The organism is Flavobacterium frigoris PS1 (genome assembly GCF_000252125.1).
GTDB classification, from domain to species: domain Bacteria; phylum Bacteroidota; class Bacteroidia; order Flavobacteriales; family Flavobacteriaceae; genus Flavobacterium; species Flavobacterium frigoris_A.
This window is the reverse complement of the sequence record NZ_AHKF01000012.1, coordinates 31910-56530: the sequence shown is the minus strand read 5'-3', so window position 1 is coordinate 56530 and position 24621 is coordinate 31910. Positions and strand designations below refer to the sequence as shown.

The following is a 24621-nucleotide window of genomic DNA, read 5'->3' as shown; positions in this document are numbered from 1 at the left end:
CTGGACGGGACTCGAACCCGCGACCCCCTGCGTGACAGGCAGGTATTCTAACCAACTGAACTACCAGACCCACTCATTATTGCGGTTGCAAAGATACAATAGATTTTGAGTTACACAAACGTTTTTACTTAAAAAGAATACTTTTTTTCACAAGTACTATCCAAAGTTTTGTTTCTCAGCTAAATATGTCAATAAAATTTTCTCGAAATTTTCACCAACATTTACAGGAATGTACTTAATTCTATTTTGAGCGCAGCTTAATGTCAATTTCTTGAAATATAACTGCGCTTGTTTTTCATATTCCTGCTTTACATTATCGGCAAAAACAGAAACTTCTTCGCCTGTTTCCACGTCAATGAATTTTCTTGGGGTGTTATCGAAATCAAAATTCAACTCCGTTTTAGTATCAACGACATGAAACAAGACGACCTTATGTTTATTGTGCCTCAAATGTTGTAACGCATTCAGCAGTGCCTCTTCTTCTCCTGACTGAAACATGTCCGTAAAAAGGATAATCATTGAGCGACGATGCATCTTTTCTGCAATTTGGTGCAAAAAGGTTACGATATCAGTGCTTTTTTTAACCGACGTCTCTTTTAATAAATTTTCCAGCGTGTTCAAGATCATTCTGTGATGGCGATCACTCCCTTTTTCGGGAGCATAATATTCATAACTATCCGAAAAAACACTCAAGCCCACTGCATCCCTTTGCTTCTTTAATAAGTTCATTAAAACTGATGTAGCCAAAACGGAAAAGCCAATTTTGTTCTCATAAAAGGGCTGATCACTCTTTAATTTAGGATAATGCATCGATGACGAGTTATCAATAATGATATGACAACGTAAATTAGTTTCTTCTTCGAAGCGTTTAGTATACAAGCGATCCGTCTTAGCAAATAGCTTCCAATCGATATGCTTCGTACTTTCTCCAGCATTGTAGACCTTGTGCTCGGCAAATTCAGCCGAAAATCCATGAAAAGGACTTTTGTGCATACCTGAGATAAATCCTTCCACTACTTGATTGGCAAGCAACTCAAGATGCTGAAAACTCGAAATTTTCTCTATTTGCGATTCAATTTTCATTAATTATCCTTCTTTATTAATTGAGCTCTTGACAAATCATCTATAGCCTGAAGTAATTTCCTTATCAAGATAGGGCTAAATTCTGGATTCTCCTTTAAAAATTTAGTGACTATATCTAATGCTTCAGCAGAAGAATACCTACCAATACTATTACTAAGCCATGCTTTAGGGAAAAATATATCTCCGGTGAGCTGTATTTCTTCTGTCAACTCTAAGCATTGCTTTAAATACTTCTTTGCACTTTCTTGACGCAGCGGATGATGAATATTTGCCAAAGCAGACTGCACCCATGACTCTTTTTCTCTATTTTTTTCTTCTTTCAATGACTCCATAAAACCATCTCTTATCCCCTCATCATTAGACAATGAAGGTAGTAAAAAATCAAATCTTTTTAATTTATCAGGATTACTAATTGACGCCCTTGCCTTTACAAGTATTTGATCTGAATTATGATGATTAAAAAGCACTAAGCTCATCGCCATACTCGTGAAATCATCCTCGTTGAGCTTTAAACCCGGAATAACAACTTCTTTATTCCAAACTTGGTACAATTTTTCACTGCCTGTTTCTGAATAAGCCATGTTTTGGAACACGCCAAATAAAGTTTTTTTTATGTTCGATGGTAAATCCCCTTGAATTCTATTATAAACTAAAGAATCTAAGCGACTTTGACTAGACAATTGCTGCTTCTCAGTAAGAAAATTCCAAAATAACGAATTCAACTGCTCTGTCAACAACTTAGCAATTAACTCGTTTTTTTCGATATTAATTCCTTTTAAACAAACATCAAAAGCCAATTGGGGTGCAATAGAGCCTATTAACGTATTCTCATAAAGATTAATATAACTATAGGCACGAGCAACATCATCCTTTACTAATGCTATCGAATCTAATGAACTACGATCAATCGGAAAAACACCATAGCCGTAACCATTATAATTATAGATGACCGAAAGCGGTTTTGACAAACCAATAACCTCTTCCAAGTCTGTTGATCGATCTACTACTGCTACATTAAATACTTTAGTTGAATCTGGATACACAAATCCAACTTCAAATAGTTGCGGCCAGACATTAGACGAACCGTCTTCTGCTTGTTGTTGAATTTCGAATTTCTGAATTTTACCATTCTCATCGTAAGTGATTTTATCTTCAAAGAGCGCTCTCCCGGATTGATTAACCCATACATTACTCCATTTTTTTAGATTCATAGGTGTTTCTGCATCCAGAATTTCAATAAGATTCTCCCAACTTGCATTATCATTAGCATATTTACGAATATACTTTTGAATTCCTTTTTGAAACGCCTCTTTACCCATTGTAGTCTCTAACTGCCGCATCATGATAGGCGCTTTATGATAAATAATTCCTCCGTAAAGTGAACCTGCATTTTTAAGGTTGGCTAACTCTTGACGAATTGGATGCGTTCCTTTAGTTCGATCCTCACCGTAAGCCGCTGGGTAATGAGCCGTAAGAAATTGCAAATTATGATTGGTATTTGGAAACGCTGGATTCATGATTTTATCCGCCATAAAATTAGCAAACACCTCTTTCATCCATACATCATCAAACCATTTCATCGTAACTAAATCACCAAACCACATATGAGAAGTCTCATGAGCTATTAATTTTCCTCTAGTTAATTTCTCACTATCTGTAGCACTATTATCTAAAAACAGCGTTCCTTCTCTATATTGTATTGCGCCTACATGTTCCATTCCTCCATATTGAAAAACAGGAATCGCAGCAAAATCCATTTTCTTAAATGGAAACGGGAAATTAGTGTATTGCTCTAAATACGAAATCGCTTGACGGTGCAAATCAAAAATAGTAGCAGTACTTGCTTCTACTTTCTCGTCATCATTTTCTCTATACAACATCTTCATCGGGAATCCAGCAAGCTTTTGCGAAGTACTTTTAAATTCACCAGCCACAAAAGAAAATAAATAGGTACTCATCTTATCTGATTGGGTAAAATGATACTTTATAAAGTCACCCTCTTGCGTTTCTTTACTTACTGCACTTGACGTTAAAACAGTCCAATTTTTCGGCGCTTTAATCTCAAGTGTGTAATTTGCTTTAATATCAGGCTGATCAAAACAAGGAAACAAAGTACTCGCCCTGTCTGGAACTAATAAGGTATATAAAAAACCATCATTTCTATTTAATGATACGTTTCCAGCAATAAAATTTATTTCAATTTTATTCTGTCCTAGTAACAGATTTTCTTTACTAATAATCAAATGTTCTTTTTCGTGCAAAATACCAATCTCTTTGCCATTCACAACAAGCTTTTTAAGATTTTCCTTGTTTTCATTAAAGTCCAAATACAAAGACTCTTTGTTATTATTAATTTTAAGATCTACTTTAAGAGTAGACACTATAGGACTTTCTTTCTCATTAGGTAGATCAAATGACAGCGTATAAAAGACATCTGATAGCTGACCTTTACGAAAAATCGCTAACTCTCTAGAAATTCCCGTTTCTAATAAAAGTGGTTTCTTAGCAGATTGACAAGACAACATTAATGAAACCACACACAGCAAAAAGATATTTATTTTCATTCAATACTTCAATTAATATTGGTTAAAAATAAAAAAAAGGTTTGACTTACGTCAAACCTTTTCAACCTGAATTTCTTCAGATTTTATATAAATTGCAATCTACTGATTACAACAACGCGTCTAAACTATCTGCGTAAGTTTGCTTAGGAGCCACTCCTACTTGCTTTCCTACTACTTCACCGTTATGAAATACCAAAACTGTAGGTATGTTTCTCACTCCGTATTTTGCAGCAAATTCTTGGTTTGCATCAACATCCACTTTCCCGATTACCACTTTACCGTCGTATTCAGTACTCAATTCGTCAATGATTGGACCTACCATTCTACAAGGTCCGCACCATGCTGCCCAAAAATCTACCATTACTGGTTTTGTTGATTTTAATACTACTTCTTCAAAAGTAGCGTCTGTTATTGCTAATGCCATAATATTTTTGTTTAAAGTTTAAAGTTTTAATCGTAGTCAAAACTAGAATACAAATTTAGAAATTTAAAACCGATGAAGCACCATCCTCAAATTAGTTTTGGTTATGAAAGTATTGACAATTGCTATTTATCTGATTTTGCTTATAATTTCTATTGATTAGGAGCCATTTCCTGCTGTGCGCTGTATCTTTGATTTCCTAAAGGAGGTAATCAAAGGATGCCGCTTCCATCAGGGCTAGGAAAGTTGGCTATTTCAAGAATATTATCAAAAAAAAAGACCTTCTTTACAGAAGGCCTGATTTGTATATATTCAATCTTATTTATAGGCTGTATTTTAATCCTAAAGTTAATCCAACACCACTAATACTGATGTATGAGCTTAAATCATCTGTTGGCTTAGTACTATCAAAACCAGCAGCGTTTGTTTGCATATTGTTAGAAGTACTATTGATTTGATTTGAATAATTAGTATGGATCTCCGATTGGCTTCTACTAGCCAAAGCATCTGTTCCATTCATAGTAAACTCAGTAGTTTCTTTTGTTTTACCATGTACTGTAAAGTTACGGTATTCAACCTCAGCAAATGCCGATAAATTTTTACCTAATTTATAAGAAGTACCAAGTGCAGCTAAAAATCCTACAGTAGGGTTAGGTTTAACCTCATCAACGCTATAAATGGCAGCAGAAGTAGTTGCACTAGTTGGAACTACTGCATCAGTCTTAATAGTTAAATCTCCATTAATAGGAATTATAACACCTACTTTTGAATATGTTTCAAATCCTTTAACTTCTCCTAAAAACAACACAAGAGCTGGAGCTACATCTAAAGCTTTAACTTGCCCCTCAGATCTTAAAACTGTAGTGTTTTGAGAGATCGTTTGTACCATAGTTTTGCTATTGCTATTGTAGTAATTAATACCCATTTCCACACCCAAACGATCAGTAAAGCGATATCCTACATTACCACCGTAACGGAAACCTTCTCCAAAAGATCCTGTAACGCTTTCTCTCGAATCTAATTTTCCATTAACATAAACGTCTTTGTTTGCCGCTCTTCCTCCTACTGTTGGAAATTCAGTTGCGGTAGCTTGCGTGAAGTAAGAAGCTCCTAATTTAAAATACCAACCGTCTTTTTTGCTTTCTTTTTTATCAGTTTGCCCTAACATAGTCATTGAACAAGCCATAAGCCCTATAATAAACAGGTTCTTTTTCATAATTATCTTTTTAGTTTTACAACAAAAATAAATAATTTTAGTCGATGCATTTCTTAAAACCACAAAGAACTTCGACTACAAAAAACGCATTCTATGCATGCATATATGAATCAGTCTCTTACACCAAAAAAATTAACATTTTAAAAAATAAAAATATAGTCCAAAACCCGTAAAAAGACATGAAAAAAGCAGAAAAACCGTTCAACTATAACGATTTCTCTGCTTTATTTCAATCCAAAAATCTACTTTAAGAAATATGTAAACTAGTTCAATTTAAAATTAATCTGCATTTTTTCTAGCTCAACGAGTAACTCATTTGATATTTTGATCTTTAGCCTTCTGCTTGGCATTGTTAACTTGGTCAGTACTTTTATTTCTTCTATTTCAGTAACCTCAGCAGCTTCCTTTTCTTCAGATTCAGAAGCTTCAACATCATCATTATCTTCAACAAAATCATCAGTTTGATTTTCAAGAAGAAGTGGCGCTGTTTCTATTATTTTCTTAATTTTCTCCAGCTCCATAATTTCAAACGACACCTGATTATCTCCCTTATTTTCCTGAAAAAGATGGCTCAATTTATGAATAAACTCGGCCTGTAAATCGGTAATATTTAAGAGTACAATTAGTTTTTTTGCAAAGGTATCCAATACATCCTGTAAGTATTGAACTAACGTAAACTGAATCCTAGGATCACTTTTCTTCCCTGTATCCTGATTGGTCCAGCCCTCTTTGACTGACACTTTCATATACGTAAAGTTATTCTGAATCAAGAAATGACGAAACTTCAAGTACTCTTCACCAAAGATCTTAAACTCATAACTTTCATCATATCCCTCTAATGTAAATATCGCCCAACCTTTTCCGTTTTTGGCTACTCTGTGCTGCACATCATTTATGATTCCACCAAAAGTGAGACTTTTCCCTACATGGAGTTCCATACTTCTTAGCGCTTCCAGCTTGGCATTACAAAAATATTTCATTTCAAACTTGTAATCATCCAATGGATGTCCTGAGATATAAATCCCAACCACTTCTTTTTCTTTTGCCAGTTTTTCCATCGTACTCCAATCTTCACAAGGCGGTACAATTGGCTCTGCAATTTGCACATCACTACTTTCTCCAAACAAACTTACCTGGGATGAATTCTCATTCTCTTGAAATTTCGCTCCATAACGTATGGCTTTTTCGTAAAAAGTGATTCCGTCTCCATCATCATGAAAATATTGCGCCCGAGTTGTCCCTAAAAAGGAGTCAAAACCACCAGCCAATGCTAAATTTTCCAATGCTTTTTTATTGGCAGCACGCAAATCTATTCGTTTGGTTAAGTCAAAAATTGACTTGTATTTCCCATCTTTTCTCTTTTCAACTAGAGTAGCAACCGCACCGGCTCCCACACCTTTGACAGCTCCCATTCCAAAACGAACCGCATAATTATCATTTACTGTAAATTTATAAAAGGACTCGTTCACGTCTGGACCTAAAACTTCCAGTCCCATTCGCTTGCATTCTTCCATAAAGAAAGACACTTGCTTGATGTCACTCATATTATTAGACAGTACCGCTGCCATATATTCAGCAGGATAATTGGCTTTTAAATAAGCTGTTTGATAGGCAATCCAAGCATAGCAGGTAGAGTGCGATTTATTAAAGGCATACTCAGCAAATGCCTCCCAGTCTTTCCATATCTTTTCTAATTTATCCACGGCATGCCCTTTAGCTGCAGCCTGATTGATAAATTTAGGCTTCATTTTATCTAGAACATCCTTTTGTTTTTTCCCCATTGCTTTACGCAAAACATCGGCATCACCCTTTGAGAAATCAGCTAATTTTTGGGACAAAAGCATTACCTGCTCTTGATAAACAGTAATTCCGTAAGTGTCTTTCAACAATTCTTCACAAGCGTCAAGATCATAAATAATCTCCTCTTCCCCATTCTTCCTTTTTACGAAACTTGGAATATATGCAATTGGACCTGGACGATACAAGGCATTCATGGCAATTAAATCAGGAAAAACCGTTGGCTTCAATTCCTTCATATATTTTTGCATCCCAGGAGATTCATATTGAAATATCCCTACTGTTTCTCCTCGCTGAAAAAGTTCGTATGTTTTTAAATCATCAATTGGAAACTCATCCGGATTTAGATCTATATTACTTCTATATTTAACCAGTTTAACCGTGTCCTTTATTAAGGTTAGGGTTTTCAAACCCAAGAAGTCCATTTTTAACAAACCAGCTGTTTCTACAACGGAGTTATCAAATTGGGTGACATACAAATCAGAATCTTTGGCCGTAGCCACAGGAACAAAATCCGTAATATCGCTTGGAGTGATAATCACCCCACAAGCATGAATTCCTGTATTTCTAAGGTTCCCTTCTAAAATTGTCGCTTGTTGAATGGTTTCCCCACTCAAATCATCTTCACCAGCAAGACCTATTAATTCCTTTATTTTATCCCACTCTTCAGGACGAACTACTTTTTTAATAACAGCTTCCTCTTCATTCAGGAACCGTGATAAATTCCACTTAGACGGCATCATCCCAGGAATCAATTTGGCAATTTTATCCGCTTCAAACAAAGGTAAATCTAGTACTCGAGCTGTATCACGAATCGCTGATTTCGTAGCCATTTTACCATAAGTGATAATCTGCGCCACTTGTTTCGAACCGTATTTTCGGATCACATAATCCATGACACTGCTTCGTCCTTCGTCATCAAAATCAATATCAATATCTGGCAGGGACACACGATCGGGATTCAGGAAACGCTCAAAAAGCAGATTGTACATCAACGGGTCAATGTTGGTAATTTTCAAACAATAGGCCACCACTGATCCAGCTGCCGATCCACGTCCTGGACCTACAGAAACACCCATTCTTCTTGCTTCGGCAATTAAATCTTGTACAATCAAGAAATATCCCGGATAACCGGAATTAGAAATAGTCAATAATTCAAAATCAAGACGCTCGCGAACCTCTTCAGTGATTTCAGCATATCTTCTATTTGCACCTTCATAAGTAAGATGTCTCAAATAAGCATTCTCCCCCCTTACTCCTCCGTCAACTGCATCTTCAGGAACATTAAACTCCTCTGGAATTTCAAATTTAGGTAACAAAACTTCACGTGCCAGATTGTAAATTTCAATTTTATCTACAATTTCGCTTAGATTCGAAATCGATTCTGGCAAATCAGTGAAGAGCTTTTTCATTTCCTCCCCTGTCTTGAAATAATATTCTTGGTTGGGTAAACCAAAACGATAGCCACGACCACGACCTATAGGCGTTGTCTGCTTTTCTCCATCACGTACACAAAGCAAAATATCGTGCGCATTGGCATTCTCTTTATCTATATAAAAGGTGTTGTTAGTAGCAACAATTTTAACGTCATGTTTTCTGGCCAAAGAAATCAAAGTGGTATTTACCCTATTTTCATCTTCTTGATTGTGACGCATCACCTCAATATAAAAATCCTCTTTGAATTCTTCTTTCCACCAAATTAAGGCTTCTTCGGCTTGGTTTTCACCAAGATTTAAAACCTTGCTTGGAATTTCACCATAGAGATTTCCGGATAAGACAATAATGTCTTCCTTGTATTTTTGGATAACCTTTCGGTCAATTCTAGGTACATAGTAAAACCCTTCTGTGTAAGCAATGGAAGACATTTTAGCCAGATTATGGTATCCTTTTTTGGTCTTCGCCAAAAGCACTATTTGGTATCCGTTGTCTTTACGGGATTTGTCCTTATGATCTTCACAAACAAAAAATTCACAACCCACAATAGGTTTCATCATAACCTCTGTTGGCTCTTCTCCATCTGCAATCAAAGCTGCATTCTTGGCTTCAGCCGATTTATTATGATTTAAAACATCCCTTACAAAGTGAAAAGCCCCCATTAAATTCGCGTGATCCGTCATGGCAACGGCAGGCATCTTTTGTTGTGAAGCCGCTTTTACCAAAGCCGGAATACTAATCGTAGACTGCAAAACCGAAAATTGAGTATGATTATGCAGATGCACAAAATCAGTATCGACAAGTACTTTTTTATTATCTGTAAGTTCTTGTTTCGAAATTGTCGCCCCCTGTTTTTCTCCAAACTGTTGGCGAATTTTATCAGAAGCTTGCTTTAAATTGATATGCTTTAAACCAATGAGTTTAATCTCGGTCGGGTTTTTACTCTGAAAATCCCTAAAATAACTAGCAGGAACATCCAGCTTTTCTGCAGTATAATTCTCTCTACGTATTAATTCAAGGAAACAACGCGTGGTTGCCTCTACATCGGCAGTAGCATTGTGCGCCTCCGAGAATGGTTTGTTGAATAAATACTGGTGTAACTCAGTTAATGTCGGTAACTTGAAACGACCTCCACGACCTCCAGGTAACTGTAATAAAGACGCAGTAATTTCAGTACAAGTATCCAAAACTGGCATTAAAGCCATTGGACTTTCAACCCCTAAACGATGAAACTCACAGCCCATAATGTTAACGTCAAAACCTAGATTTTGCCCTACAATAAATTTGGCTTTACCTAAAGCCACGTTGAATTTCTCCAATACTTCTGCCAAAGAAATCCCTTCGGCTTCCGCCAATTCAGTAGAAATCCCGTGAATTCGTTCCGCATCATACGGAATATTAAAGCCCTCCGGTTTTACCAAATAATCCTGATGCTCTATGAGTTTCCCCATATCGTCATGCAGCTGCCACGCAATTTGTATACAGCGCGGCCAGTTAGCCGTATCAGTTATGGGCGCATCCCAACGCTTTGGTAATCCTGTAGTTTCAGTATCGAATATTAAGTACATAGTTGTTTATCAGGTGATTGTAAATTCAATAAATTACAAAAAATGAATTTCAAATTTAGGTTTTTTTCAAGTAAGAACGAAGGCAAGTTATCAACAAATACCCATAAAAAAACAAAATAATCATTTAAATTAACAATCCCTTTTTCCTTGTAATTATAACCTTATTAATTTCTAAGATAGCATAATTAAGAGACAAATCACTTGCCTCACATTTTTTTGGATGTCGTACTATTTTATCAAACAAATAGCGCCTTAGTTTCCGCCAAAAGCTACTTTTATCATGTAAATCCTCCAACAAATAAATTTATTTCTAAAAATACAAAAATAAGCAAATGCTGCATATTTTCCGAAATAAACAGCTTTTATACGGCTTTTACTAAACATAACACACTTTAAATGAGTTTTAAATGAGAAATAGTCAATAGCCCAAAGTAGCAAATCCAACATCCCAAATGACGATCAACAAAATTAAAAATGAATTCCGATTGCTCGATAAAACCAGAAACATCAAAATATCAGTCATCTGAAGTTGTAAAAAGGGTTTGGGTATCGTATATAATGAAAAATCCAAATTGACGACTTTGTTTCTTTTTTTAAATTTGCTCTCATTATTACAATTATGGACTCTTTAACGATCCATAAATGAAAAATACACTTAAAAAATATTTAAAATGAGTACTACATTATTTGACAAAGTATGGGATTCGCACGTGGTGCGTAAAATTGAGGATGGACCAGACGTGTTTTTTATTGACCGTCATTTCATTCATGAAGTGACTAGTCCTGTTGCTTTTTTAGGTTTAAAAGAAAGAGGAATTTCTGTCCTATACCCAGAGCGTACTTTTGCTACTGCAGATCACAACACACCAACAATAAACCAACATTTACCAGTTGAAGACGCTTTATCAGCTAATCAATTGAAAGCATTGGAAGAAAATTCAAAAGAATACGGAATTAGCCACTGGGGCTTAGGAAACGTAAAAAACGGGATTGTACACGTAGTAGGTCCTGAAAACGGAATTACTTTACCGGGTGCAACAATTGTTTGTGGAGATTCACATACTTCGACACATGGTGCTTTTGGAGCAATTGCTTTTGGAATTGGTACTTCAGAAGTAGAAATGGTACTTTCAACACAATGTATCATGCAACCAAAACCTAAAAAAATGCGTATTAACGTAGCTGGAGATCTTCAGTTTGGAGTTACACCGAAAGACGTTGCATTATATATCATTTCAAAATTATCTACTTCGGGCGCTACAGGATATTTTGTAGAATATGCAGGTGAAGTTTTTGAAAACATGACTATGGAAGGTCGCATGACCGTTTGTAATCTAAGTATCGAAATGGGTGCTCGTGGAGGAATGATTGCTCCAGATCAGACAACTTTCGATTATTTAGAAGGTCGTTTATTTGCTCCAAAAGGAGAATCTTGGGACTCATCTGTTGCTTATTGGAAAACATTAAAAACTGATGCTGATGCAATTTTTGACGAAGAAATCACTTTTCAAGCATCAGATATTGAACCCATGATTACATACGGAACAAATCCTGGAATGGGATTGGGAATTACTAAAAGTATTCCAAGTTCAAAAGACGTTGCTGAAGGAGAAGAAACCTATGTAAAATCATTAGGTTATATGGGATTCAATCAAGGTGATGCCATGATTGGAAAACAAATTGACTACGTATTCTTAGGTAGTTGTACTAATGGTCGTATTGAAGATTTTAGAGCTTTTGCTTCTATTGTAAAAGGAAGACAAAAAGCTGATAATGTTACCGCTTGGTTGGTTCCTGGATCACATGTTGTGGAAGCACAAATTAAAGAAGAAGGAATTCTTGATATTTTGACTGAATCTGGATTTGTATTGCGTCAACCTGGATGTTCAGCTTGTTTAGCGATGAATGATGACAAAGTACCTGCAGGAAAATATGCAGTTAGCACTTCAAATAGAAACTTTGAAGGACGTCAAGGGCCTGGTTCAAGAACACTATTGGCAAGTCCATTTATGGCTGCTGCAGCTGCCGTAACAGGAGTACTAACAGATCCAAGAGATTTAATCTAAAAAAAAAAATAACAGATGAATTTATTCATCTTATAAAATATACAGACAATGGCTTACGATAAATTTAATATCCTTACTAGTACAGCAGTTCCGCTTTCTATCGAAAATGTAGATACGGATCAAATTATCCCTGCTCGTTTCTTAAAAGCGACTGAACGTGTAGGTTTTGGAGACAACCTTTTCCGCGACTGGAGATATAATAATGATGGTTCTCCAAAATTAGACTTTGTATTAAACAACCCAACTTATAGCGGTAAAATCCTCGTAGGAGGAAGAAACTTTGGTTCTGGATCATCAAGAGAGCATGCAGCTTGGGCTGTTTACGATTATGGTTTTAGATGTGTCGTATCTAGTTTTTTTGCTGATATTTTTAGAAATAACTGTATAAATGTTGGTGTATTACCCGTTCAAGTGAGTGCTGAATTTGCTGACAAAGTATTCAAAGCTATTGAAACTGATCCAAAAACAGAACTAGAAGTAAACCTTCCAGAACAAACAATTACACTTAAAGCAACAGGAGACAAAGAATCTTTTGATATTTCAGGATATAAAAAAGACAACATGATTAATGGCTTCGATGACATTGATTATTTGCAAAACATAAAATCTGAGGTAATCGCATTTGCTGACAAGCTTCCTTACTAAATAACAATTCTTATAATGCAGTTACTAGGGCTTCATCATAATTGATGACGCCAGTAACTGCCTTTATAATTTTACAAAATACAATTACACGACTTTCTATTCTATTTAGAAATCATCGTTTTAGCATCAAATTTAAAAATGGAAAAAAGAAAAGTTGAAATAATGGATACGACACTCCGTGATGGTGAACAAACCTCAGGAGTATCATTTTCTGCTGCAGAAAAACTAACCATTGCCCAATTATTACTGGAAGAATTAAATATTGATCGAATAGAAATTGCTTCAGCTCGCGTGAGTGAAGGGGAGTTTCAAGGGGTGAAAGGCATTATGGCTTGGGCCAAAGAAAAAGGATATGAAGACCGAATAGAAGTTCTGACTTTTGTAGATGGTGGACTATCTATTGACTGGATGAAAAAAGCAGGTGCTAAGGTTCAAAATTTATTGACTAAAGGTTCAATGAATCACTTGAAACATCAATTAAAAAAAACACCTGAACAACATTTTACAGAAATTGCCCAAACGATAGCGCTAGCAAAAGAAAACAATATTGATACCAATGTCTATCTTGAAGATTGGAGTAATGGGATGCGCAATTCTCCTGAATATGTATTTCAGTTTTTAGATTTTTTAGCTACACAAGGAGTCAAAAGAATATTATTGCCTGACACGTTGGGTGTATTAATACCTTCTGACACTTTTAAATTTGTTTCGCAAATAACTACAAAATATCCAACCATTCATTTTGATTTTCATGCACACAATGATTACGATTTAAGCATCTCTAATGTGATGGAAGCTTTGAAAGCGGGAATTAAAGGATTGCATGTTACAGTAAACGGAATGGGAGAACGTGCCGGAAACGCACCTCTTGAAAGTACTGTTGCTGTAATAAATGACTTCATGCCTGAGATAGGAATCAATGTAAAAGAATCGTCTTTATTCAAGGTCAGTAAATTGGTGGAAACATTTACTGGTTATAGAATACCAGCGAACAAACCTATTGTAGGAGACAATGTCTTTACTCAAACTGCAGGAATTCATGCAGATGGTGACAACAAAAATAATTTATATTTCAATGATTTACTTCCAGAACGTTTTGGAAGAAAAAGACAATACGCATTAGGAAAAACTTCCGGTAAAGCAAATATCGAAAAAAACCTTCAAGAATTAGGACTAAAACTAAACCAAGAAGATTTGAAGTTGGTTACCCAAAGAATCATTGAATTGGGTGACAAAAAAGAAACCGTGACTAAAGAAGATCTACCCTATATTATCTCTGATGTTTTAGACAGTCAAACGTATCAGGAAAAAATTATAGTGGAGTCTTATGTATTGTCACACGCAAAAGGATTGCGTCCTTCAACAACCCTCTGCTTGAAAATAGACGGTGAAATTATCGAAGAACACGCACAAGGAGATGGTCAATTTGACGCTTTCATGAACGCATTGGCGAAAATATATACCTCTAAGCAATTAGCATTACCAAAACTTATTGATTACGCAGTACGTATTCCTCCTGGGAGTAGTTCAGATGCTTTATGCGAAACAATTATCACTTGGACAAACAATGGAAAAGAGTTTAAAACAAGAGGACTCGACTCTGATCAAACCGTTGCTGCAATTATAGCAACTCAAAAAATGCTTAATGTAGTCACCAACTAAAGCATCATATTTACAAAAAACAACGAAGAATCAGTAATAAAAAATACTATAATGAGATATACAATAGCACTATTAGCAGGAGACGGAATCGGACCAGAGGTAATCAATGAAGCCGTAAAAGTTTCTAATGCCATTGCAAAAAAATTCAAGCACGAAATCACTTGGACTCCGGCTCTTACTGGAGCTTGTGCAATTGATGCCATAGGAGTTCCCTATCCAGATGAAACACATGATATATGTATGGCTGCGGACGCTGTCCTTTTTGGAGCAGTTGGACATCCAAAATACGATAATGATCCTTCTGCACCAGTACGACCTGAACAAGGATTGTTATTGATGCGTAAAAAACTAGGTCTATTTGCTAATGTTCGACCTACATTCACATTTCCATCATTGATTGACAATTCTCCTCTAAAGAGAGAACGAATCGAAGGAACTGATTTAGTTTTCTTAAGAGAATTAACTGGTGGAATCTACTTTGGAGAAAAAGGAAGAAAAGACGATGGCGAAACTGCATTTGACACTTGTACTTACACGAGAGCAGAAGTTCAACGTTTAGCAAAAAAAGGTTTTGAATTAGCCATGACACGTACTAAAAAATTATGTTGTGTTGACAAAGCTAACGTATTAGAGACTTCTCGTTTATGGAGAGAGACTGTACAAGCAATGGAAAAAGATTACCCTGAAGTAACCGTAAGTTACGAATTTGTAGATGCTGTTGCGATGCGATTAGTACAATGGCCAAACTCTTATGATGTATTGATTACTGAAAACTTGTTTGGAGACATCCTAACAGACGAAGCTTCTGTAATTTCTGGATCTATGGGATTAATGCCATCAGCATCAGTAGGAGAACACACTTCTTTATACGAACCTATACACGGATCTTACCCACAAGCTACAGGATTAAATATTGCCAACCCATTAGCGACTGTATTATCAGCGGCCATGATGTTTGAAGATGCTTTTGGACTAAAAGAAGAAGCTGAAGCTATCAGAGCCGCGGTTAACAAATCACTAGAACAAGGTATTGTTACCGAGGATTTAGCCAAAAAAGGGGCAACAGTTTACAAAACAAGTGATGTAGGAGACTGGTTAGTTGCTAATTTGTAAGCTACACAAGAACGCGACTGACGGAAAGCATACCTATAAAACAAACAACTACTACACCAACTAACTATTTACAAGCAAAAATGCTGTCAATTTACATTGGCAGCATTTTTCGTTTTATAACTTTCAAGAGAATAATTCTTTCTTTACCCGTTCAGCATAACTAAGACCTCCTGATTTCAGATTGCCCCCATTTTGTAGCAAGAATGGTTTTGATATTTAATTCTCTAGTGAAAAACTACACTTTATCTTAAAAACAAAAAAGGGGACAATTTACATTGTCCCCTTTTTTTATAGTTGTAGAAAAAAATATTAATATCCTCCTCTGTTTCCACCACCACGGTTTTCTCCACCACGGCTGTTTCCACCACCATAACCACCGCGTGAATCTCCACCACGACTGTTATTGTTAAAACTTCTTCTTTCTCCTTCTGGTTTTGGCTCAGATTTGTTAACCACAATTGCACGTCCTTGAACAGTAGCACCGTTCAATTCATCAATCGCTTTTTGAGCTTCATCATCATTCGTCATTTCAACAAAACCGAATCCTTTACTTCTTCCAGTAAATTTATCAGTGATAATTTTTACAGAATCAACTGCACCATAAGCCTCGAAAGACTCTCTTAAATCTGCTTCCTCAATACTGAATGGAAGGCTTCCAACAAAAATATTCATATGTACTTATTTATAATAATTGCAACAAATGTAATGCTATTTTTTTATAACACACTATATATTAGCTTATTTATGATTTTATTTTAATTTAGAAAAAGAGGAAAACTAACAAAAAGGCTAAATCCAAGCACTTTTAAAATTACGTAGATGCCCTAATTGGTTAGCAGGTGCTACCTTATGGGAACTTTATAAAATACCCCTTGCTGAAAATTCAAAATATCACCTGCCAATGGATTATTGTAAATGTTTTTCGCATTAAATTTAAAGGAGCCTGACACTGTATTAGCTACTGCATCATATTGTGTTATGATTATCTGGCCGTTACCAATTCCAATTCCTGTTGAAAAAGTAATTGTTCCATCAATATCCTTTAAAACATAAGTGGCTGTTTTACTTGTACTTGTTCCCAAAGGATACGTTTGCTTTACCGTTGAAGTCGTCTTTAAAGTTATTACTTCGTTTCCAGAATATGCCTCAATAACTAAAGATCCGCTGGGACTTATTGTTGCTTTAGACTCTATTGCCCTCCAAAAGAGATTATCCTTTGACCCTTGAAAAGAGGGATTATTAAACCTTATATCCTCTGTACAGGACATTAAGGAAAATAGCACGATCATAAAAAGAATTGTTTTTTTCATAAAATGCGTAATTTATAGTAACAAAAGTATGGTATTATCGCTAAATAAATAGGATTAGCGAGAAAAAAATACAGCAAAAACAAGTGTAAAACATTCTTATTCATTACAATAACAACTTATTGTCATATTAGAAAAAAATAGTATATCTTTGCATCCTTAATTAATAGAGGTCGAGTACCTCAAAATTTAATCATTTAGATTATGTCAGTAAAAATTAGATTACAAAGACACGGTAAAAAAGGAAAACCTTTTTACTGGGTTGTAGCAGCAGATGCTCGCTCAAAAAGAGACGGTAAATACTTAGAGAAAATCGGTACTTACAATCCAAACACAAACCCAGCAACTATCGACTTAAACCTTGATAGTGCAGTTAAATGGTTACACAATGGTGCACAACCAACTGAAACTGCTAAAGCAATTCTTTCTTACAAAGGAGCTTTATTGAAACATCACCTTGACGGTGGTATCCGTAAAGGAGCCTTAACTCAAGAACAAGCTGATTCAAAATTAGCTACTTGGTTAGAAGCTAAAACTGGAACAGTTGATGCTAAAAAAGAAGGTTTGACTAAAACTCAAGCTGACGCTAAAGCTAAAGCTTTCAAAGCAGAACAAGATGTAAATGCAAAACGTTTAGCTGCAGCTGCAAAAGCTGAAGCAGACGCTATCGCTGCTGCCGCTCCTGCTGTTGAAGAAGAAGTTGCTGAAGTTGAATCAACTGAAGAAACTCCTGCTGCAGAAGAAAACAACGAAGAAACTCAAGCATAAATTTAGAAGCGAAGATGCGTAAAGAAGATTGTTTCTATTTAGGTAAAATCGCCAAAAAATTTAGTTTTAAAGGGGAAGTCCTTGCCTATTTAGACACGGACGAGCCAGAGCTATACGAGAACTTGGAATCAGTGTTTGTTGAATGCAACAAACACTTGGTTCCTTTTTTTATTGAAAGTAGTTCCCTGCACAAAAACGACTTCCTTCGCGTTCGCTTTGAAGACGTAAATAATGAAGAAGAAGCCGATGCCATTATCGGTAACGATTTATATCTTCCAATAAAAATGTTACCGAAACTTAGCGGTAACAAATTCTATTTTCACGAAGTAATTGGTTTTGAAGTTGAAGACAAACGTCTTGGCTATGTTGGAGAAATCCAATCTATCAATGACACTACTGCTCAACCATTATTCGAAGTACTAAAAGATGATATAGAAATTCTTATACCCATGATTGACCATTTTCTTGTCAAAATTGACCGTGAGAATAAAAAAGTACTCATGGATTTACCAGAAGGCTTGATCGAAATGTATCTTTAGAAAAGTTTAATCGGTTATTTGTTTATTCGGTTATTATTAAAAATCCAAATAAACACTCTCATTTCCATGTCAAAATTTCAATTCAAACAATTCTCAACAGAGCAAGATCGTTGTGCTATGAAAATAGGGACCGATGGCGTTTTACTTGGCGCGTGGACACCAATCGAAAACAATCCGTTTAGTATTTTAGATATTGGAACTGGAACTGGAATAATTGCCTTGATGTTAGCGCAGCGCAGTCATGCCGAACAAATTGACGCACTGGAAATTGACGAAGAAGCCTACGAGCAATCGGTAGATAATTTTGAAAACTCTCCTTGGAGCGACCGTTTATTCTGTTTTCATGCAGGTCTGGACGAATTTGTCGAAGAACCCGAAGACGAATACGACCTTATTGTTTCCAACCCTCCATTTTACAGCGAAGATTACAAAACTGACAGCAATCAAAGAGATATGGCACGTTTTCAAGACGCCATGCCTTTTGAAGACCTTGTCGAAGCAGCCGCTTTATTACTTTCAGAAAATGGTGTTTTTTCAGTAATAATTCCTTTTAAAGAGGAGAATACTTTTTTGGCTCTTGCCAAAGAATATGAGCTGTACCCATTAAAAATAACTCGCGTTAAAGGAACTCCCACAACCGGGATTAAACGCAGCTTATTGGCTTTTGGCCGCACCGAAAACAACAATATCATTATCGACGAACTAATCATCGAAACTGCAAGACACCTTTATACAAAAGAATACATAGAACTGACAAAAGAGTTCTATTTGAAAATGTAATTACCGAAAAATCAAATTTCACCACCCATTCCACTATTTTACATTACTAAATTCAGCACATACAAGTCTCAAAGCTGCTATTTAATAGCGCCTATATCGCTTTGTTTCTAATGAAATAGGAGCTCCACATTATTTATTTAAAAATATAACATTTCGTATTGGTTTTGTTATATTTCTTTATGTAAATTTGTCTCGTAAAAACAACCAATCGTGCAAATTGCTTTAATTTTATACTAAGATTAATCAACAACTGCCAGACCACTATAAAAGACTCAATATGAAACCAGATTTATTTCAATCGCCAGACTACTACTTATTAGATGATTTATTATCTGAGGAACACAAATTAGTACGTGATTCTGCACGTGCATGGGTAAAACGTGAAGTTTCACCCATCATTGAAGAATATGCTCAAAAGGCAGAATTCCCAAAACAAATTATAAAAGGCTTAGGCGAAATTGGAGGTTTTGGCCCTTACATTCCTGTGGAATATGGCGGAGCTGGATTAGACCAAATATCATACGGACTAATCATGCAAGAAATCGAACGTGGTGATTCAGGTGTTCGTTCTACTTCATCTGTACAATCTTCATTAGTTATGTATCCTATTTGGAAATACGGTAACGAAGAGCAACGTATGAAATATTTACCAAAATTAGCCACTGGAGAATTCATTGGTTGTTTTGGTTTGACAGAACCTAATTACGGTTCAGATCCAGGAAGCATGATTACCAATTTTAAAGACATGGGCGACCATTATCTGTTAAATGGTGCTAAAATGTGGATTTCAAATGCACCATTTGCTGACATTGCAGTTGTTTGGGCAAAAGATGAAACAGGCCGAATTCACGGACTTATCGTAGAACGTGGAATGGAAGGATTTACGACTCCAGAAACACATAACAAATGGTCACTTAGAGCTTCTTCAACAGGGGAGTTAATTTTTGACAACGTAAAAGTGCCTAAAGAAAACTTGTTACCTAACAAATCTGGATTAGGAGCACCACTAGGTTGCTTAGATTCTGCTCGTTATGGCATTGCCTGGGGCGCCATTGGTGCTGCAATGGACTGTTATGACACTGCCTTGCGTTATGCGAAAGAAAGAATCCAGTTTGACAAACCTATTGCTGGAACGCAATTGCAACAAAAGAAACTAGCTGAAATGATTACCGAAATCACCAAAGCGCAACTGCTAACTTGGAGACTCGGTGTTTTAAGAAACGAAGGAAAAGCAACTACAGCTCAAATCTCTATGGCTAAAAGAAATAATGTTGATATGGCAATCCATATTGCCCGTGAAGCAAGACAAATGCTTGGTGCCATGGGAATCACAGGAGAATATTCTATTATGCGACATATGATGAATTTAGAATCTGTTATTACCTATGAAGGAACACACGATATCCACCTCTTAATAACTGGAATGGATATTACTGGAATCCCTGCCTTTAAATAGAAATAAAAACTATTGCAGTATTTAAAAAATCGATGATAAAAGCTTCTTGGAAACAAGAAGCTTTTTTAAATTTACACTAAAAATAAAAGCTATGACTATTCAGCATATTAACAACACGATAGAGCCTCAAAAAATCATCTTGTTGCAGCATCCGCTTTACAAAAAAGTCAAAACGATTGATGACTTAAAATGCTTTCTTGAGAACCACGTATTTGCAGTATGGGACTTCATGTCCTTACTAAAGGCTTTACAATCTAAATTAACCTGCACCACGACTCCTTGGTTCGCCACAGCCAATCCAGAAACTAGATATTTAATCAACGAAATCGTCGTTGCAGAAGAATCAGACCTAACAATTGATGGTCGCCGTCAAAGCCACTACGAAATGTATATCGAAGCAATGAAAGATTGTGGAGCAAACACCTCTGAAATTGATGGCTTTTTAACAGAAGTACATTCATTACAGAATATTTTCGTTGCCATAAAAATAAGCGCCCTACATCCAAATGTCAAAGCGTTTTTAGACTTTACTTTCAGAGTAATTGAAGAAGGAAAGCCTCATGAAATAGCAGCAGCTTTTACCTTTGGACGCGAAGATTTGATTCCGAATATGTTCACAGCCATCCTAAAAAATTTCCAAGAAAACTTTCCAAATACAGACTTAAGCAAATTAATTTATTATTTCGAAAGACACATTGAACTAGATTCTGACGAACATGGCCCTATGGCAATGCAAATGATAACTGAACTTTGTGAAAATGACGCGCAGAAATGGTCAGAGGTTGAAGAAATAGCCAAAATGGCTTTAGAAAAACGCATTGGATTATGGGATGCAATTGAAGAAAGCATCACAAATAAAGTTGCCATGGCATAAAACCAACACTATCTTATTAGCGTAACTAGTATTAGAATTCATTAAACATTAATTTAAAACTAATGAAAAATCCGATCTTAATACTAGTTACTTTATTATTAGCACTGCTCTTCACCAATTGCAGTACAGAAAACTCCGTTTTTGAGACTAAACCAATAATGGAAAGTTCTCAAAATACCACATCCCAAAGCATCCCTTTAGTAAAGACGCTAGATCATAGCATTAACTATTTAGCATTAGGAGATAGTTACACCATAGGTCAAAGTGTATGTAGCAGCTGCAAGTTTCCTGAACAATTACAACAAAGCTTAAAAAACACCAATATTACCAATACCTATTCTTTAAAAGTAGTTGCTCAAACAGGATGGACTACAACCAATTTAGTTTCAGCAATAAATAACCAAAACTTGACGCCAAATTACGATTTGGTTACGCTATTAATTGGGGTAAACAATCAGTACCAGCACAAATCTTTTTCGGTTTACGAGCAAGAGTTTCCTGAGTTAGTAAATAAAAGTATCACTTTTGCGAATGGAGAGAAAAGTAAAGTAATAGTAGTGTCTATTCCTGACTATGCTTATACGCCTTTCGGCCAAGGTTCAGGAAACCCAATGAAAATTTCAACTGAGATCGATAATTATAATGCTTTCGCCAAAAAATACTGTGAAGAAAACAGCATTGAATTTATCAATATAACTGACATAACCAGAAAAGGATTAACAAACACGGATCTCGTAGCGCAAGACGGCTTACACCCATCACAAAAAGCCTATTCGTTGTTTGTGGAGAGGATAGCTCCTGTAGCCGCTAAAATCTTAAACAAATAAAAAAGTCCCGATAATTCGGGACTTTATATTAATTCTCTGGAGCCAACTCCAGTTCCAAACCTTCTAAACTTTCGGTGATTGGGATTTGACAGCCCAAACGACTGTTAGGCTTTACGTAGAATGCCTCTGAGAGCATCGCTTCTTCATCATCTCCCATTTCAGGTAACGCTACATCATTAAGGACATAACATTGACAGGAAGCGCACATAGCCATTCCTCCACAAGTTCCTTCAACAGGAAGTTCGTAGGCTTTACACAACTCCATGATATTCATTGCCATATCAGTTGGCGCTTGCAATTCATGAACTACTCCTTCTCTATCTTTAATTTTTATTAAAACGTCCATTTTTTAAATATTGGAATTGGTTTGTTAACTTACTGTATTGTTTTGCGTTAGGGATAGTAGCATGCTACCGAAGTAGCGCGGATAGCCCGACCGCTTTTAGAAAAAAGTCCCATCACCGCAATGCTGGATAGACTTTTTTCTAAAAGTGGAAACGCCCTTATTAAAATTTAAAGAATATTTACAACAGTTTCAATTTGCGGCGCAAACTTTTTGATGGTGGTTTCGACACCGGCTCTTAGTGTCATTTGATTGACACTACAACTAGTACAAGCTCCTTCAAGTCGTACTTTAACATGCTTGTCTTCCTCAATAGAAATAAGCGTAATATCACCGCCGTCAGAATTCAAGAAAGGTCTGATTTCTTCCAGTGCTTTTTGAACTTCAATTGTTAATTCTTCTGTTGTCATTTTATTCAATTTGAAAGATTTAAAACCTAAAAAGTATAAAGGTTTAATCTAAAATTATTTTTTTACCGCCGAACAACCTGCCATAGTTGTAATTTTAACAGCTTCGGTAGCGGGTAAATTTTCGTTTCTATTTACTACTTCTTGTACCACGTTTCTGGTTACCTCATCAAAAATGTGTTCGATAGGTGATGCGCTTTGCATTGCTGCAGGACGACCATAATCTCCAGCCTCACGGATGGATTGTACAATTGGAATCTCCCCCAAGAAAGGAACACCTAAATCTTCAGCAAGATCTTTAGCCCCTTCTTTTCCGAAGATGTAATATTTATTTTCAGGTAACTCTTCTGGTGTGAAATAAGCCATGTTTTCAATAATTCCAAGAACAGGAACATTGATTGCTTCAGACATAAACATGGAAACTCCTTTTTTAGCATCGGCTAGAGCCACAGCTTGAGGCGTACTCACTATCACAACACCGGTAATTGGTAATGATTGCACTATCGAAAGATGAACGTCTCCAGTTCCCGGAGGCAAATCAACTAACATAAAGTCTAGTTCTCCCCAGTCAGCATCAAATATCATTTGATTCAAGGCTTTAGAAGCCATTGGTCCTCTCCAGATAACAGCCTGACTTGGAGCTGTAAAAAACCCAATAGAAAGTATTTTCACTTCATAGCTTTCAACTGGTTTCATTTTTGACTTCCCGTCAACTGTAACTGAAACTGGCTTTTCGCCTTCAACGTCAAACATGATTGGCATCGATGGTCCGTAAATGTCAGCATCAAGGATTCCTACTGAAAATCCCATTTTAGCCAAAGTTACCGCAAGGTTTGCAGTAACCGTAGACTTTCCTACTCCACCTTTACCAGAGGCAACTCCAATAATATTTTTGATTCCAGGAATCATTTTTCCTTTAATTTCAGGTTTATCTGCAACCTCTACTTTACTGTTGATTTTTATTTTAGCGTCAGGAGACACTAATTCAAGTATCGCTTTTTTGATGTCGTCCTCTGCCCTTTTTTTGATATGCATCGCTGGCGTGTGCAAAACTAAATCAACCACTACTTCATCTCCAAAAGTGATAACGTTTGCTATCGCTCCACTATCTACCATATTCTTTCCTTCTCCAGCTATAGTAATTGTCTCTAAAGCTTTAAGAATGTCTTTTCTATCTAATTTCATTATAAGTTTACTATTTTCAATTGATTTTTATAGTTGAAACGTTATGTTTATTTAAACTGATTTCAGATTGTAAAGATAACAGATTAAGTTCTTATAACAGTCGTTTTTGTATTGCATTTATCGATGCTAAAATTAGCAGGAATTATCGGGATTTATAATCCTCTCTTTTAGCTATTCTGAACTAATGAAACCTTTGCTACCGCTTTCGCATGCATGTACTATGCTTACTTACCCCTCCATCACATCAGGAGCCCAAAAGTGTTTTTCGAAATCGACAATCTGATTATCGACTACCTCTATCCCTTCGCTCTCTAATAATTGCTGCATGAGATTTGTACCTTCAAAATGGAATTTCCCTGTCAACAATCCTATCCTGTTAACCACTCGATGTGCGGGTACATCATCAAGACCGTGCGCCGCATTCATTGCCCAGCCTACCATTCTTGCGGAGCGAGCTGTACCTAATGCTCTAGCAATAGCCCCATAGGAGGTCACCTTTCCGTAAGGAATTTGCTTAGCAATACTATATACTCTTTCGAAAAAATTATCGTTCGCCATGGATTTAA

General features: G+C 36.1%; 21 protein-coding genes. 10 read left to right on the top strand and 11 right to left on the bottom strand.

Annotation, left to right across the window (positions count from 1 at the left end):
• Positions 1-156: 156 nt before the first annotated feature.
• From HJ01_RS04590 to dnaE, 5 genes are all read right to left on the bottom strand, one after another.
• Entirely contained in the window at positions 157-1083 is a 927-nt protein-coding gene (locus HJ01_RS04590) for a DUF58 domain-containing protein (protein ID WP_007137143.1), read from the bottom strand.
• Positions 1083-3647, bottom strand: coding sequence for a M1 family metallopeptidase (locus HJ01_RS04585; protein ID WP_007137142.1), 2565 nt, complete (start codon positions 3645-3647; stop codon positions 1083-1085). Before HJ01_RS04585 ends, HJ01_RS04590 begins: the two co-directional genes overlap by 1 nt.
• A gap of 106 nt (positions 3648-3753) precedes the next feature.
• A complete protein-coding gene (gene trxA / locus HJ01_RS04580) occupies positions 3754-4071 on the bottom strand; it encodes a thioredoxin (protein WP_007137141.1) in 318 nt (105 codons plus the stop codon).
• Positions 4072-4390: 319 nt separating this feature from the next.
• On the bottom strand, positions 4391-5284 hold the full coding sequence (locus tag HJ01_RS04575) for an outer membrane beta-barrel protein (RefSeq protein WP_007137140.1): 894 nt from the start codon (positions 5282-5284) through the stop codon (positions 4391-4393).
• A gap of 263 nt (positions 5285-5547) precedes the next feature.
• Complete coding sequence (gene dnaE, locus HJ01_RS04570) at positions 5548-10083, bottom strand: DNA polymerase III subunit alpha (protein ID WP_007137139.1); 4536 nt, start codon at positions 10081-10083, stop codon at positions 5548-5550.
• Positions 10084-10754: 671 nt separating this feature from the next.
• On the opposite strand from dnaE, the gene leuC reads away from it, so the two are divergent.
• The 4 genes from leuC to leuB all read left to right on the top strand — a co-directional run bounded on the left by leuC (position 10755) and on the right by leuB (position 15569).
• Positions 10755-12149, top strand: coding sequence for a 3-isopropylmalate dehydratase large subunit (gene leuC, locus HJ01_RS04560; RefSeq protein WP_007137136.1), 1395 nt, complete (start codon positions 10755-10757; stop codon positions 12147-12149).
• A 48-nt stretch (positions 12150-12197) separates the two neighbouring features.
• Positions 12198-12794 carry a 3-isopropylmalate dehydratase small subunit gene (leuD, locus tag HJ01_RS04555; RefSeq protein ID WP_007137135.1) on the top strand — a complete coding sequence of 199 codons (597 nt, stop codon included), beginning with the start codon at positions 12198-12200 and terminating at the stop codon, positions 12792-12794.
• A 138-nt stretch (positions 12795-12932) separates the two neighbouring features.
• Positions 12933-14456, top strand: coding sequence for an alpha-isopropylmalate synthase regulatory domain-containing protein (locus HJ01_RS04550; RefSeq protein WP_007137134.1), 1524 nt, complete (start codon positions 12933-12935; stop codon positions 14454-14456).
• Positions 14457-14507: 51 nt separating this feature from the next.
• Positions 14508-15569 (top strand): 3-isopropylmalate dehydrogenase, encoded by a 1062-nt coding sequence (gene leuB, locus HJ01_RS04545; protein WP_007137133.1) that lies wholly within the window; start codon positions 14508-14510, stop codon positions 15567-15569.
• A 309-nt stretch (positions 15570-15878) separates the two neighbouring features.
• Here leuB and HJ01_RS04540 read toward each other — a convergent pair whose 3' ends face one another.
• Both HJ01_RS04540 and HJ01_RS04535 read right to left on the bottom strand, forming a co-directional pair.
• A complete protein-coding gene (locus HJ01_RS04540; protein ID WP_007137132.1) occupies positions 15879-16241 on the bottom strand; it encodes an RNA recognition motif domain-containing protein in 363 nt (120 codons plus the stop codon).
• A 170-nt stretch (positions 16242-16411) separates the two neighbouring features.
• Positions 16412-16879, bottom strand: coding sequence for a DUF6252 family protein (locus HJ01_RS04535; RefSeq protein WP_007137131.1), 468 nt, complete (start codon positions 16877-16879; stop codon positions 16412-16414).
• 201 nt (positions 16880-17080) lie between these two features.
• On the opposite strand from HJ01_RS04535, the gene HJ01_RS04530 reads away from it, so the two are divergent.
• From HJ01_RS04530 to HJ01_RS04505, 6 genes are all read left to right on the top strand, one after another.
• Positions 17081-17644: a 30S ribosomal protein S16 gene (locus tag HJ01_RS04530; RefSeq protein ID WP_007137130.1), complete on the top strand. Its 564-nt coding sequence runs from the start codon at positions 17081-17083 to the stop codon at positions 17642-17644.
• A 14-nt stretch (positions 17645-17658) separates the two neighbouring features.
• Positions 17659-18183 (top strand): ribosome maturation factor RimM, encoded by a 525-nt coding sequence (rimM, locus tag HJ01_RS04525; protein ID WP_007137129.1) that lies wholly within the window; start codon positions 17659-17661, stop codon positions 18181-18183.
• A gap of 66 nt (positions 18184-18249) precedes the next feature.
• Positions 18250-18963, top strand: coding sequence for a tRNA1(Val) (adenine(37)-N6)-methyltransferase (locus HJ01_RS04520; RefSeq protein ID WP_007137128.1), 714 nt, complete (start codon positions 18250-18252; stop codon positions 18961-18963).
• Between the two features lie 277 nt (positions 18964-19240).
• The gene (locus HJ01_RS04515; protein ID WP_007137127.1) at positions 19241-20419 is read left to right on the top strand and encodes an acyl-CoA dehydrogenase family protein; all 1179 of its coding nucleotides are present in this window, start codon (positions 19241-19243) and stop codon (positions 20417-20419) included.
• A 91-nt stretch (positions 20420-20510) separates the two neighbouring features.
• Entirely contained in the window at positions 20511-21293 is a 783-nt protein-coding gene (locus tag HJ01_RS04510) for a DUF3050 domain-containing protein (protein ID WP_007137126.1), read from the top strand.
• A gap of 62 nt (positions 21294-21355) precedes the next feature.
• A complete protein-coding gene (locus HJ01_RS04505; protein WP_007137125.1) occupies positions 21356-22120 on the top strand; it encodes an SGNH/GDSL hydrolase family protein in 765 nt (254 codons plus the stop codon).
• 28 nt (positions 22121-22148) lie between these two features.
• Here the strand turns inward: HJ01_RS04505 and HJ01_RS04500 are convergent, their stop codons facing one another.
• The 4 genes from HJ01_RS04500 to HJ01_RS04485 form a co-directional block, all read right to left on the bottom strand.
• A complete protein-coding gene (locus HJ01_RS04500; protein ID WP_007137124.1) occupies positions 22149-22466 on the bottom strand; it encodes a 2Fe-2S iron-sulfur cluster-binding protein in 318 nt (105 codons plus the stop codon).
• 167 nt (positions 22467-22633) lie between these two features.
• Positions 22634-22873 (bottom strand): NifU family protein, encoded by a 240-nt coding sequence (locus HJ01_RS04495; RefSeq protein ID WP_007137123.1) that lies wholly within the window; start codon positions 22871-22873, stop codon positions 22634-22636.
• A gap of 54 nt (positions 22874-22927) precedes the next feature.
• On the bottom strand, positions 22928-24055 hold the full coding sequence (locus HJ01_RS04490) for an Mrp/NBP35 family ATP-binding protein (protein WP_007137122.1): 1128 nt from the start codon (positions 24053-24055) through the stop codon (positions 22928-22930).
• A gap of 228 nt (positions 24056-24283) precedes the next feature.
• Positions 24284-24613, bottom strand: a complete 330-nt coding sequence (locus tag HJ01_RS04485; protein WP_007137121.1) for an MGMT family protein — start codon at positions 24611-24613, stop codon at positions 24284-24286.
• Between the last annotated feature and the right edge of the window lie 8 nt (positions 24614-24621).